Source organism: Fusibacter fontis, assembly GCF_055378735.1.
Genome location: NZ_AP042445.1, coordinates 1,758,491 through 1,772,375 on the forward strand (window position 1 = coordinate 1,758,491; position 13,885 = coordinate 1,772,375).

At 40.2% G+C, this 13,885-nt stretch carries 11 protein-coding genes and 1 pseudogene; 1 reads left to right on the plus strand and 11 read right to left on the minus strand.

The features are described from left to right. Window positions 1-5 precede the first annotated feature (5 nt). From ACZ41W_RS07895 to ACZ41W_RS07905, 3 genes are all read right to left on the minus strand, one after another. Window positions 6-3,452, minus strand: coding sequence for a pyruvate carboxylase (locus ACZ41W_RS07895; RefSeq protein ID WP_464311451.1), 3,447 nt, complete (start codon window positions 3,450-3,452; stop codon window positions 6-8). Between the two features lie 99 nt (window positions 3,453-3,551). After that, window positions 3,552-4,691, minus strand: coding sequence for a DUF3810 domain-containing protein (locus ACZ41W_RS07900; RefSeq protein WP_464311452.1), 1,140 nt, complete (start codon window positions 4,689-4,691; stop codon window positions 3,552-3,554). Between the two features lie 26 nt (window positions 4,692-4,717). Beyond that, window positions 4,718-5,263 carry a GNAT family N-acetyltransferase gene (locus ACZ41W_RS07905; RefSeq protein ID WP_464311453.1) on the minus strand — a complete coding sequence of 182 codons (546 nt, stop codon included), beginning with the start codon at window positions 5,261-5,263 and terminating at the stop codon, window positions 4,718-4,720. Between the two features lie 177 nt (window positions 5,264-5,440). Between ACZ41W_RS07905 and ACZ41W_RS07910 the strand changes: the two genes are divergently transcribed. Continuing rightward, a complete protein-coding gene (locus ACZ41W_RS07910) occupies window positions 5,441-6,505 on the plus strand; it encodes a M42 family metallopeptidase (protein ID WP_464311454.1) in 1,065 nt (354 codons plus the stop codon). Window positions 6,506-6,601: 96 nt separating this feature from the next. Here the strand turns inward: ACZ41W_RS07910 and ACZ41W_RS07915 are convergent, their stop codons facing one another. The 8 genes and pseudogenes from ACZ41W_RS07915 to ACZ41W_RS07950 form a co-directional block, all read right to left on the minus strand. After that, the gene (locus ACZ41W_RS07915) at window positions 6,602-7,210 is read right to left on the minus strand and encodes a copper homeostasis protein CutC (protein WP_464311455.1); all 609 of its coding nucleotides are present in this window, start codon (window positions 7,208-7,210) and stop codon (window positions 6,602-6,604) included. A 111-nt stretch (window positions 7,211-7,321) separates the two neighbouring features. Continuing rightward, window positions 7,322-7,792, minus strand: coding sequence for a PTS sugar transporter subunit IIA (locus tag ACZ41W_RS07920; RefSeq protein ID WP_464311456.1), 471 nt, complete (start codon window positions 7,790-7,792; stop codon window positions 7,322-7,324). Window positions 7,793-7,854: 62 nt separating this feature from the next. Continuing rightward, window positions 7,855-8,577: pseudogene (gene nagB / locus ACZ41W_RS07925) on the minus strand (glucosamine-6-phosphate deaminase); the annotation flags it as partial. Between the two features lie 86 nt (window positions 8,578-8,663). Further along, window positions 8,664-9,863, minus strand: coding sequence for an N-acetylglucosamine-6-phosphate deacetylase (nagA, locus tag ACZ41W_RS07930; RefSeq protein ID WP_464311457.1), 1,200 nt, complete (start codon window positions 9,861-9,863; stop codon window positions 8,664-8,666). A 24-nt stretch (window positions 9,864-9,887) separates the two neighbouring features. Beyond that, window positions 9,888-11,288 (minus strand): PTS transporter subunit EIIC, encoded by a 1,401-nt coding sequence (locus tag ACZ41W_RS07935; RefSeq protein WP_464311458.1) that lies wholly within the window; start codon window positions 11,286-11,288, stop codon window positions 9,888-9,890. A 214-nt stretch (window positions 11,289-11,502) separates the two neighbouring features. Beyond that, window positions 11,503-12,336, minus strand: coding sequence for a PRD domain-containing protein (locus tag ACZ41W_RS07940; RefSeq protein ID WP_464311459.1), 834 nt, complete (start codon window positions 12,334-12,336; stop codon window positions 11,503-11,505). A 24-nt stretch (window positions 12,337-12,360) separates the two neighbouring features. Further along, window positions 12,361-12,516, minus strand: coding sequence for a hypothetical protein (locus tag ACZ41W_RS07945; protein ID WP_464311460.1), 156 nt, complete (start codon window positions 12,514-12,516; stop codon window positions 12,361-12,363). 73 nt (window positions 12,517-12,589) lie between these two features. Further along, window positions 12,590-13,555, minus strand: a complete 966-nt coding sequence (locus tag ACZ41W_RS07950; protein ID WP_464311461.1) for a hypothetical protein — start codon at window positions 13,553-13,555, stop codon at window positions 12,590-12,592. Window positions 13,556-13,885 lie beyond the last annotated feature (330 nt).

Consider the following 13,885-nt stretch of genomic DNA (forward strand, 5'->3'; position numbering starts at 1 on the left):
ATACCTTAAAATAAACTTTCCAATCGTATTAAAAGTTCACCTGATTTCACCGATTGACCTTCCGTTACAAAAACTGTGTCCACTTTACCGCTCACTGATGCGAGGATGTTGGTTTCCATTTTCATGGCTTCAACAATTGCAACCAATTGATTTTCTTTTACCTCGTCTCCAGATCGAACCAGTAACTTCATGACTTTTCCTGGAATCGATGCGCCAATTTCATAAGGATTCTCCGAATCAGCAAGTGTTGTGGTGACTTTTTTGATTTGCTGTGTTTCATGCTGATCTTCAATGAATATTTCGCGGCGATTCCCATTGACATCGAAGGTCAATTTTCGCTCACCCTCTATCGATTGACTGCCAATTTCAACAAGCTTCACAATGAGTTTTTTACCTGATTCCAGTTCAACCTCACATGTTTCACCTTCTGACATGCCGTGAAAAAACACATCGGATCCCACGCGAGATAAATCTCCCAAGTGATTCAGATTTTCCATATAGGTTTCAAATACTTTTGGATAAAGTGCATAACTTAGTATTTCATCCATTTGAAATGCGCGATGATATTGGTTTTCTAATTTAGTACGAATGGCGTCAAAATCTTCAGGTTCAAGCAATTCACCTGGGCGACATGTGATGGCATTTTCCCCTTTTAGCACCAATTTTTGTAGCGCTTCTGGAAAACCTCCGTCCGGCTGTCCCATCATCCCTTGAAAATACGCCACAACTGAGTCTGGATAAGCGAGTTCTGCACCCTTTTCCATGATGTTGTTCTCATCTAAGTCATTTTGAACCATAAAAATCGCCATATCTCCCACCGCTTTCGAAGAAGGCGTCACTTTTACGATATCTCCAAACATCTGATTCACTGTTTGAAACATCTCTTTGACCTCTCCAAATCGATGTCCCAGTCCGAAGCTTTCAACTTGCGGCTTTAGATTGGAGTATTGACCGCCTGGAATTTCATATTGATAGATTTCTGCAGATGTCGATTTTAAATCGGATTCAAACTGCTTGTAAACTGGTCTTACATCCTCCCAATAATCACTGATGAGCTGTAATTTTTCACTGCTCAACTGGGTATCGCGTTCTGTGTGTTTTAATGCTGCGACAATTGAATTCAGCGAAGGTTGTGAAGTCAGTCCGGACATACTTGAAAATGCACCATCGACGATATCCACACCTGCTTCAGCAGCCATCAAGATCGTTGCGACACCATTGCCTGTGGTGTCATGTGTGTGTAAATGGATGGGCATCGATACTTCGTTTTTTAACGCCTTAATGAGCTTAGTTGCTGCATAAGGCTTTAAGAGCGCCGACATATCTTTGATACATAGAATGTGTGCCCCCGAGCGTTCAATCATCTTAGCCTTTTCTACATAATAATTCAGCGCATATTTATCTCTTGACGCATCTAAAATATCTCCCGTATAGCAGACGCACGCTTCAGCGACTTTTCCATTTTCAAGAACCGCATCAATCGCAACTTCCATGCCTTTTTGCCAATTAAGAGAATCGAAGATTCGAAAAACATCGATTCCACGTTTGGCTGATTCTTGAATAAATGCTTTGACAACATTGTCGGGATAATTTTTATAGCCGACCGTATTGGCACCACGTATCAACATTTGAAAGAGCACGTTTGGAATTTTTTCTCTCAAAAGATCCAGTCGTTCCCATGGAGATTCGTTTAAGAACCGATAGGAGACGTCAAAGGTTGCTCCCCCCCACATTTCAAGCGAAAACAAGTCGCCTGCATGATGCGCTGTAGCAGACGCTATTTTTTTCATGTCAATGGTCCTCAGACGCGTCGCCATAAGGGATTGTTGTGCATCTCGCATCGTCGTATCGGTGATTAAAAGTTTATTTTGATGTTGAATCCAGTCGACCAATCCCTTTGGGCCAACTCGATCGAGAAGTTGCTTGGTTCCTTGTAATTGTTGTTTAGAAACTTCCCGATCATAATGCACAGTTCGAGGACTATCAAACTCAGGTTTATTTCCTTTGGTTTGATTGACTACGATGTTTCCAATATACGAAAGCACTTTTTTCTCAACGTCGCCCTTTGGCACGATATTGAAAAGCGACGGATGCGCTGCTATGAAATTGGTATCACACGTACCCGCGATAAAACGCTCATGATTGAGGACATTCATAAGAAAACCAATGTTCGTCTTCACGCCCTGTATTTTGAGTTCCGATAATGCACGTCTTGATTTTCGCATCGCATCTTCCCACGTTCTACCATGTGTCGTGGCTTTGACCAGTAAGCTGTCATAGTGTGGCGTAATGACGGCTCCAGTAAATCCATTTCCACCATCCAATCGAACCCCAAAACCGGATCCCGAGCGGTAAACGTCAATTCTCCCCGTATCAGGTGCAAAGTGGTTCGATGGGTCTTCTGTGGTGACTCGACACTGGATGGAATAACCATTTAGCGTGATGCTTTCTTGTGAGGGTATCCCAATTTCATCTGAATCAAGTGCGTATCCTTGAGCAACTAAAATTTGACTTTGTACAATGTCAATGCCCGTTACCATCTCAGTTACCGTATGCTCCACCTGAATTCGAGGATTCATCTCAATAAAATAATGATCCCCATTTTTATCTACGAGGAACTCACATGTTCCGGCATTTTTATAGTGGACTGCTCCCGCTATTTTAAGCGCATCTTGGCATAACGCATGTCGTTTTTCAGGAGAAAGCGTAAAAGCTGGCGTATACTCGATGACTTTTTGATGACGTCTTTGAATGGAACAGTCGCGTTCAAAGAGATGTACGAGATTTCCATATTCATCTCCGAGGACTTGTACTTCCACGTGTTTTGGACTTTCTAAGTACTTTTCAACAAACACATCGTCAATGCCAAATGCCTTCTTTGCTTCGCTTTTCGCACTGTGAAACTCTTTTATCAAATCCTCCGGTTTTCTGACGATACGCATCCCTCTTCCGCCACCGCCAGCTGCCGCTTTCAAGATCACTGGATAGCCGCAAACTTCAGCAGCATTAACCGCCTCTTCGTCCGACGCGATGGCTTTTTCGATTCCAGGTATGACAGGAACCCCTACAGAAATAGCCACCTTTTTAGATTGAATTTTATCGCCAAGTTGATTCATCATCTCGTGATCCGGTCCAATAAACACAACACCTGCTTCTTGACATTTTCTTGCAAATTCAGGATTTTCAGAAAGGAATCCATACCCAGGATGAATGGCATCTACCGCCTTTTTCTTCGCAAGTTGAATAATTTCATCTATATTAAGATAGGCTTCAAGAGGACCAAGACCTTTTCCAATTTGATAAGACTCATCTGCTTTCGTTCTGAAAAGTGATTCTTTGTCCTCTTCAGAGTAGATTGCAACCGTTCGAATCCCAAGTTCATGGCACGCTCTAAAGATGCGAATCGCAATTTCACCGCGATTTGCCACGAGGACTCGCTTAAATTTTTGCATAAAAAACCTCCCGAGTGGTTATATTTTAGTTACTATAATAACCGTTCTCGAGAGGAATGTCACGAACATTTTCTGATATATTTAAAATATATTACGTGGTTAACGATTTCGATACGCCAACAATAGGTCCACCATCATTCCATAACTTTTAACGCCATCCGATTGATTGTTTACTTTTAAGTACGCGTCATTTACGTCTGTTGCAATTTCATTGATGCTTCCTTCATAAGGTTTCCAAAATTGATTATAAGCCGTCAAATCTCGCTTAAGTCCCTCTGAATAATGACTTCGAATTTGACTGGATAATTCGGGATTTGAACTTTCTAAAGCTGCTACTGTATGAATTAAGGCAAGTACCGTACCGGAATAGCGAAAATCTGCATCCGGATGTACACACGATGTCACATAAGCGATAAAATTGGCTTCATCTTCTGGTGCAACTCCCCGTTGATGTGCCATTTCATGAAGTGTCGTCGCTGGCAGCAACAAATCGGGTACGTTGATGTTGACATTTGCCTCAGCGGTAAATGGGAAGTAAATCCCAGTAATTCCAGTATAACTCAACCACTCAGATGCTTTAATTGGTTTTGGCTTGCCATAAAATCCCCCTAAAAATGCATACGTTTGGGCAATCTCATCATACCCTTCCGAAGCACGCGCAAATACAGAACGGTAGTTGCCATTTGTTCTCATGACGCCATTTTCATCTTCAAGTTGTTCGTTTCTCAACGCATTTGCTTCATCTGTAAGATCCAAAGCAAGCTCGTATAGTGCGTTTTCGTCATAGTATTGAACCTCAAAGTTCATTCTCTCTTGGATGCCATCTCGATTGTAATGAAATCCCCAAAGAATCATAAATGCAGTATAAACAAGTGCGACATATTGAAGTATTTGTAAAATGCTCTTTAAAAATCCGCCTTTAAATAGCTTCAACAATAACACAATGCCGATCACCACGAGAAGAATGATATGTAAATAGACGGCCATTTCACCGAGTGAATCTCGATAAAAGCCCGAAACGATGCTCATCAGCTGATTCATCCACTTATTCACGCTATTGAGATAGTATTTTTCGAAATTGGGTCCATATCCGACATTGATAATCGACACGATCAGCACCATAATAAACGGGGTGAGATTCCTGATCACTTTGTCCCAATTGACTTCCTTTCTCGGTGATTGCTTGGATTGTTTGGATTGGTTGGATTGGTTGGATTGGTTCTTTGAATTTTGCTCCATGTTCACCATTACACTCCTCAAATTTGTTATAATTTTTTTAAATAAAGCATCATCTCAATCGACTCATCCAGTGAAGGATCCACTTCTTTTGCTATGCCTTGATGGATAAAGTCATATTTCTTTAAAAGTGCAACCGAAGGTTGATTGTCATAATGTGTAATGGCTTCAACCGCCTTTAATTTGAGATCATGTTCTGCAAAATTTAGAACGTGTTTCAGCGCTTCAGTCATAAGGCCTTTTCCCTGATACGCCGGAGATAGTTCATATCCAATCTCCCCTTTTTCATAAAAGAAATCAAAATTCCAAAGGCAGATAGTCCCTACTATTTTACCTTCGACTTCAACACCCCAGAAATATACTTCGCGTTTATTGACATCTTTAACGACTGAACGAATAAACTTTTCAGCCCGCTTGATGGATTCATATGGCGTCATATCTGTGTATTGAAAAATCGCCGGATTGGATCTCAGATCAAAAATATCTTGTGTGTCATTGGAATTTAACGGCCGCAAGATGGCCTTTGATAATGTAAAGATTGGACAAATAGGATTTTTCTTGCTTAACAGTTTCATGGGGGCCTCAGTTCTAGAAACAGAGCTCATTCCTCTACAAAGCATTATTTCGATTGCCGAAATTCTTTCATTAAAAGGCCTCTATTTCGTGATATAATTATTTGTAGAAATTGCGAACAGAATCATGCGATTTCTCAATTATTATATCATATCTATAAAATGGTTTGGAGGTTTCTCATGTTAAAACTAATTGAAGATTTGACAAATGCGTTTGGTCCTTCGGGTTTTGAAGAAGATGTTGTGTCTGCACTCAAACCGTATTGTACGGAATTCGATATGACTGTGGATGCTATGAACAACGTTTACCTTGCCCTCAAAAGCAATACTGGCAACCGACCCGTTTTAATGCTCGATGCGCATCTAGATGAAGTAGGATTTATGGTTCAAAGTATAAAATCTAATGGACTCATTGCTATAGCGAGCTTAGGCGGATGGGTTACGACCAACATTCCCGCTCATACTGTACATATCAAAACCAGAAGCGGTTCACTTGTTAAAGGGATTGTTGCCTCTAAACCACCTCATTTTATGTCTGAAAAAGAAAAAAGTGCACCTATAGAACTTGAAACGCTCATGATCGATGTCGGTGTTACCACTCGAGATGAAGTCACTGAACTTATGGGTATTCAAGTAGGTGATCCAGTAGCGCCTGATGTTCAATTTTCGTATCACGCTCAAAACGGCATCTTATTTGGAAAGGCATTTGATAATCGCTTAGGGTGCGTCTCAGTAATTGAAACCCTTAAGAGACTTCATCAAATGGGAGATATCGGCATCGACGTAATCGGTGCATTAGCCAGCCAAGAAGAGGTTGGAACGAGAGGGGCTTATGTGACCAGTCAGTTGGTACATCCTGATTTTGCCATCGTCTTTGAAGGGTCACCGGCAGACGATTTATATTTTGATACGTTTACAGCGCAGTGCGCACTGAAAAAAGGTGCGCAAATTCGCCACATGGATTCGAGTTATATCAGCCACAGACGATTTATTGATTTTGCAAAAGACCTCGCGGATAGCCACCACATTCCTTATCAAAGTGCCGTTAGAAGAAAAGGTGGCACCAATGCAGGTAAAATTCATGTTCAAGGCAAAGCTGTTCCCGTACTTGTCTTAGGTGTTCCTTCGAGATACGTTCACACGCATTATAATTTTGCAGCACTTGAAGATCTTCATTCAACGGTTAGTCTTGCAGTGGAAGTCATCAAGTCACTTCGAGCAGATTCTTTGGATTATTCATACTAAAAATAAACGCTATCGGTTGAATCGCACCAAAAAGAAGGATATGAAATCTTCTTTTACAGATGCTTGAGCGATTCAACGATAGCGTTATTCATTTCATTATACAATTCGTGTTCCATGAACTTCTTGAATGCCAGTTTTTTCAATGATTTCATGATAATTATCACTGGTTACACCGCCACCGGCAACGATAACAATGCGCCCATTGGCTTGTTCATTCATTCTTTTAAGTTCGTCTAAATGTGCCAATGCATGCTGTTTACCACCTTTTGTTAAAACGCGGTCAACCCCTAGCTCCATCAGTTGCTCGATCATCCAGTCTCGATTTTCAACTTCATCGCATGCCATATGACAAATCACTTTCATCGGCAACGCACATTGAATCAGTTCAGTCATCTTTTTAACATCTATTTGATGATCATGCGTCAAAACACCAAAGACGACGCCTTCAACGCCAAGTGAACGACATACTTTAATATCCCTCTTCATAATGTCTATTTCATCATCTGAGTAGATAAAATCCCCGCCTCTGGGACGGATCATCACGGCAAGTGGAACGTTTAATGTTTGTTGTGCCAGTTGGATAGTTCCAAAACTTGGCGTCGTTCCACCTTCTTTCAGATTATCGCATAGTTCAAGTCGATTTGCACCTTTTGCAACAGCACTTTTAGCTTCTAAATATGACCCTACACACGCTTCTTTTATCATTTTAATCCTTTTAATCCTTTATTGTCTGACCTGTATTTCATACAACTTTAATTTATAGAAATCATTATTGATTGCGATCCTTATTGATTGCGATCCTTATTGATTGTATTTTTACTTAAACTGAACTTCGCCTGCTATTGATTGCTGACATCCATAGTTAATTTTAAGTGACTGTATGCGCTCACGATTTGTAATGACTACCGGCGTCATCAACCACTGCGAATGCTGCTGTAATATCGTTAAATCCAGCTCGAAGACGACATCCCCTTGTAAGACATGGTCGCCTTCCTTTTGTTTTACGGTAAAGCCTTGCCCGCGTAGATGGACCGTATCAATCCCCACGTGAACCAAGACTTCAAGACCATCATCTGTCAGTAAGCAGAAAGCGTGTTTTGTGGAAAATATATGAATCAAACGACCTGATACAGGTGCAACGACCCACTTTGAATCGCCAATGACCGCAAATCCATCTCCAAGCATTTTCTTTGAAAACACTTTATCTGGTACAGCTTCAAGTGGGACTATTTCACCCGATATAGGCGGTAGGATTATCTGTTTTTTTACTTTTCTAAATCCGAACATATTGCCCCTTTTGCCTGTGATGGCGAACTGATTTGATATTGATCACGAAGTTCCTGAAGATTAAGCTGTGAAGCTGCTTCAACATCGATAATTGCCGTTACGTTTGGATGGAGCTGTAGCACTGATGCTGGCAACTCAGGCGTAATATTGCCACTGAGCATTTTCTTGATAGCTTCGCCCTTTTCCTTTCCAGATGCCAATAAAACGATGCCTCTCGATTGCATGATGGTCTTAACGCCCATGCTAATGGCGAGTTTTGGAACTTCCTCAATAGAATCAAAAAATCTTGAGTTATCCTGAATGGTTTGTTCATCGAGCGTGACTTGATGGGTTCTCGCTTCAAACTTCAGATCGGGTTCATTAAATCCAATATGTCCATTTCTGCCAATTCCCAACACCTGCAAATCAATCCCGCCAGCATGCGTAATCTTTCGATCATATTCATGCGCTTCCCGATCAATATCACTGGCAACACCAGAAGGAATGAATCGATTTTCCAGTGGCAAGTTAATGTGGCTAAAAAAGTTTTTTTCCATAAAATGCGCATAACTTTGCTCATGTGATGATTTTAAGCCCATATACTCGTCTAAATTAAAGGCAATTACTTGTTCAAAAGTAATCATACCTTCTTGATAAAACTTGATTAACTCCTTATAAAGTCCCAGTGGGGTCGATCCTGTTGCGAGTCCCAGAACACTATTGGGTTTATTCAGTAATTGCGCGACAAAAAGGTGCGCTGCCTTTCGACTCATTTCCTCATAATCCTTCACAATAATGATATTCATGTTTATCCTCCATTGGTTGACACATCTACTTGTCAACACTTCTATTTTTCAACTATCTTTATCTAATCCATTGTGTTCACTGCTACTTATACGTTCTTAACGCCATCTACAAATACACTTTGAAGTTCAAACTGATTCGTCATCATGACAAAATTCGCTCTTTTTCCAATGTGAAGACTTCCCATTTCATGAAAGACGCCTATTTTTTTTGCAGGATTTTCTGATAACATTTGAACCACTTGAGCGACCTTAAAATCTGACCATTTTATGAGATTTTGTAAAGCTTGATCCGTTGTTAAGATGCTCCCTGCTAAGGTGCCATCTTCAAGCCGACATGCGCCGTCTTTCACAAACACGCGTTGTCCACCTAAGTCATATTCACCTTCTGGCATCATTGCTGCTCGCATTGAATCCGTTATCAGAATGCTATTCTCTACTCCAATGTGTTTTAAAAATGCACCGATAAACCCTGGATGAATGTGAATGCCATCTGCAATCACATCCACTGAAAACGGTTTTGTCAAAGTCGCACCAATAACACCTGGATTTCGATGGTGTAATCCAGTTACGGCATTAAAACAATGCGTTACATGCTGAACACCTTCATCATAAGCTTTCAGAGCTGTTTCAAAATCACATGCTGAGTGCCCCATTGCCAGTAACACGCCTTTGTCTTTCATGGCTTTTGTAAATTGAAAATCGACATCCATCTCCGGAGCAAAAGTCACCATCTTCACCACATCTAAATTGGGGAGAATCCATTCTTCCGTAGGTGCTTGAATATGCGTCTCCGCTTGTGCCCCCTTAAAAATAGGATTGATAAACGGCCCTTCTAAATGAACACCTATGACGGTTGCACCTGCTGCTATTCTATGCGCAGATTGGTTGAGTTGATCTTTTTGAAATACGCGAACGGTCTCCAAAACTTTCAGGATTCTTTCTCGTTCAACTGTCATCGTCGTTGGTAAATAAGCTGTTGTCCCCGATCTAACAAGTGCTTGTGAAATCACTTCAAGCGCTTCATACGTACCGTCCATCGTATCTGCTCCATTAGCACCGTGAATGTGCAAATCGATAAATCCCGGCATAAGCCAATCCGCATAAGTTTCAGTCTCAATCTTATTTAACGATTGCTCACTTTGATACGCCTCACTTTGATATTGTTCTGTGGGTATCATCATCTCAATTTGATTGGAAAAAATAACGCTCACGTTTTCAATGACGCTTTCACCTTGAACCATTTTTTTGGCATGTATTACGTGATATTGTTTTTTTTCACTCACCATTTTCACTCTCCCTTAATCATTCTATCATTCATTTATTTCATTGAGATAACGCTGAATGTCTTCAGCAATTTTCTCCGCTTCAGTACCAACGACTATATGAACATGATGCGCATTCGGTTTTATCATTCCCATTGCGCCGATTTGAACCATTGCCTCCTCGCGAACAAGAGCTGCATCATTGACGCGACACCTCAAACGTGTAATACATGCATCGATTTCCAGTAAATTTGCAGGTCCACCAAGTGCCTGTATATATTGTGAGGCAATTGAAGAAACCGGTTCGATTCGAACAACCGAATCCATACCATTTTCATCAAGAGAGAATTTTAAGGCATCATCCCGCAATGACTTTCGCTTAAGCACTTGACTGAAAATGAAATAGTAAATCCCCGCCGTGACAATTCCAATGGGAAGGATCAGGAGCGGTTTCGTCGCAAGATGAAAATTCAGAAGATAATCCATCACACCAGCAGAAAAGCCAAATCCGTGCAGGATTCCAAATGCCGAGGTAGTCATCATGACCAATCCAGTAATCACTGCATGAGTTATAAAAAGCCATGGTGAAATGAAGAGAATAAGGAATTCAATCGGTTCTGTGATTCCCGTTAAAAATGATGCCAGAGCCGCAATCATGAGGACTTTGGAATTAACTTGATTTTTACCTGAGTTTTTTAGCGCGAGACATGCCGCTGGCAAACCAAAAAGAGTGATTGGATAGAAGCCTGCCATAAAACTACCTGCACGAGCATCTCCAGCGAAAAAGCGCCACATTTCACCTTGTGAAATGTAACCTGAGACATCAGTAAACGTTCCATAGAATAACCAAATAATTGTATTTAAAACATGATGTAATCCAAATGGAATCAAAAGACGATTCAGTAAACCGTAGATGCCAACACCCAATATTCCTATGTGTGTGATGAGGTCTTCAGTCAATTGAAGTCCAATGTGTAGAGTCGGTAACAGTTGCCAAAACAAAAGACCCATGAACAAGGCACTTGCAGCTGTTACAATCGGCACCAACCGTCTGCCACTGAAGAAACCTAGATATGCCGGAAGTGACCATTTATACATTTTATTATAAGTCACCCCTGCGAGTAATCCCATTAGGATGCCCATCAGCACGCCATTGTCTGGTGACGAACTCATCGATTGATAGGTGCTTTGGCACACAATGAACCCCACAGCTCCTGATAGTCCCGCAATTCCATGATGTTCCTTTGCAATGCCTACAGATACCCCAATCGCACAGAGTAATCCAAGATGACTCAATAATGCCTTAGAAACCGTTCGCATCACTTCTCCTGCGCCATCAGGTAATATCGCGCTGAAGCACATAAAAATAGCGACAACAGGCATCACAATAAGCGGCACCATGATAGCTTTACTGAGATTTTGAAGTCTTGAAAATTGTTGTTTTTCCACGTTTCCCTCCTCACAAAAGAGTCGTCATGATGATTCTTGTTGTCATGATGATTCTTGTTGTCATGATGATTCTTGTTGTCATGATGATTTTTATTGTCACGATGATTCTTATCGTCATTTAGCCTTTCGAAACAAAAAACAAAAAGCACGAATCACAATAGAAAACTCTATTGTTGACTCATGCCTGATTTAACAGTAACACGTCATATTGATTTTATTGTCGTTCAATTCGGTTAATGTGTATAGCCATAAATCCCGCTTCATCGTCATTCATCGGAATTCCAAACTCGTCTTCAATGACTTGCTTTAACTTTAAAGCGATTTGATAACTTTCTGGCAATTCGCGTTTTACAGATTCCAATAACGGATTCGTCGCATAAGTTCCTTTTTGTACGCGCTCAATGGTGCTTCTCAAATGCTGAATCAAGCGGTTGTAAGTTAAATCCCTCTTTATCTTAATCCCCAATTCTGATTCGACGATCTCAACAAGCGATTTAATCACGCGCGTCTGCTTGACAGACTGCTTGACATCGATTTGCTCTCTCGCTGCACTTAAATGTTGCGCAATACTTGCGATTTCTTCTTCGCCTATATCCACTGAAAGATCGTTTAAAATCATGTCTCTCGCAAGAATTCCCATTTTAAACTCTTCCGGATAGAGACATTTAATTTCATCCATAAACGGATTATGGATTTCCATTCCCGCTTTTAATCTCTCAAGTGCAAAACTAATATGATCCGTTAACACAACGTAAATTCGCTGATTCAACGGCCCTAAGACTTTCGTTGCCTTAAGCAGAAATTCAGAGCAAGTCATGAAAACTTGCTCATCAATTTGATTCATCAATTCAATATAGTCATGTTTCAATTTATCATCAAAAGTAAAGAACGTTTTTTCTACTAACTCAGATGCAATGTTCTGATACTCTCCTTGTTTCTTACCAAATCCAATGCCTTTGCCAACAAATATGACTTCTTCATTTGTGCTTGGATTTAAAACGAGAATTGCATTGTTATTGTATACTTTCACTATTTGATAGGATTTCACACCATTCTCCACTTATTGACATGATTACACTTTATTGTTCGCTCCGCCTACTTTTTGATTGCGTTTCGGTTTACTGCTAATGCCTTTTCCTTTATCAGGGCGAAATTGATTGTGTTGCTGTTGCTGCTCTTTTTTCTTTTCTAGCAGTTTTTTCATCATTTCCATGTTTTTCTCCGACATAATCGCACCCCTTTCACATGTTATATCCCTATTTTAATGCATTTTTCATTAAAATGGAATAGGGGAAACGTTCTTACTTCGCAAAATCTACGGAAATATCGCCTACATTCGCAGTCAAATCAAGTGTGATCACAGGCTTATCGCCATCGAGAATCCATTTATTTTTTGATTGACTAAAGTCAATTCCATTGGTATCAAGTTCCGATGTAAATTCTGGTGCATCCACGGTCATTTCTACAGCATTATTTTTAGGAATTCCTATGTTCAACTCACCCACATCTGAACTGGCAATCACTTTAACCGCCTTTTTATATATGCCACCTAAGTTAACCGTGCCATCGCCGACATTGGTTTCTACTGCAATATTGAGAGCTTTTCCAAAATCACCAGCGAGGTCAATGGTAATCTCACCTGTATCTGTACTTGTGATTATATCTTGTAACTGTTTTTGTTCTCCATTAAGATTTGCGACAATTTCGCCTACATTTGTCTCCATTTGAATAAATTCTAGTTTGTTTTGCGCTTTTTTACTATTTAAGACAACTTCGCCTACGTCCGAACTCGCATCCACTTCTAAGAATGTTAAGTCATCCATATTCACTGTAAGCCCACCGACGTCTAAGTTCGATATCAGAATAATTTCTACTGAATCTGGTACTGAAATCGTCGCCATTGCATTTTGATTGACCGATCCTAAATCAATGGATTGGTCGTTTTTAAATGTCAGAATCATCTTATCGCCTTTTTTATTTTCATCCATTTTGGCAAGTAGCTTATCATGTGAAGCTTTTTGGCTGAAAGTCAATTCATCTGATGAAGTGGATTCAATTTCTACACCGCTCACAGATAAATCGATGTTGAGTTCTAATGTTTTGACATCACTTAAGTCAGATACGTGTTCAACACTTTTATCCATTTTTGCATCTAAAATGTTATTGCCGTTCATCCAGTCATTATTTCCACTACATCCCGTTGTTGATACGAGCAATAGTGCAACTAATCCGATGACGATTCCTCTTTTTCCAAATTTTTTATTCATTATGTACTCCCCTTTGAATAGTTTCGTTTTTATTTGATTAGAAAATTGCATCATTCTTATTTGTGAGAATCTCAATTTTTGAAATGGCGTGATTGAGCTATTTTAATTTTATCAACACATGACTTTCACACCGAAAAGGTAATTATGCAATTTCCACAGATAAGTAGTGATTTCGCTTTCATTTTCATTATGACCGATAATGGTTAGTATTCGATTAGAAAATTCTTAAGATTCATCTTAATTTTCTTGACCTATCACCTATCACCTATCGCCTATCGCCTATCGACCCTCAGACATATTTTATGTTGTTTCATTGTTTTAAGGGTATAA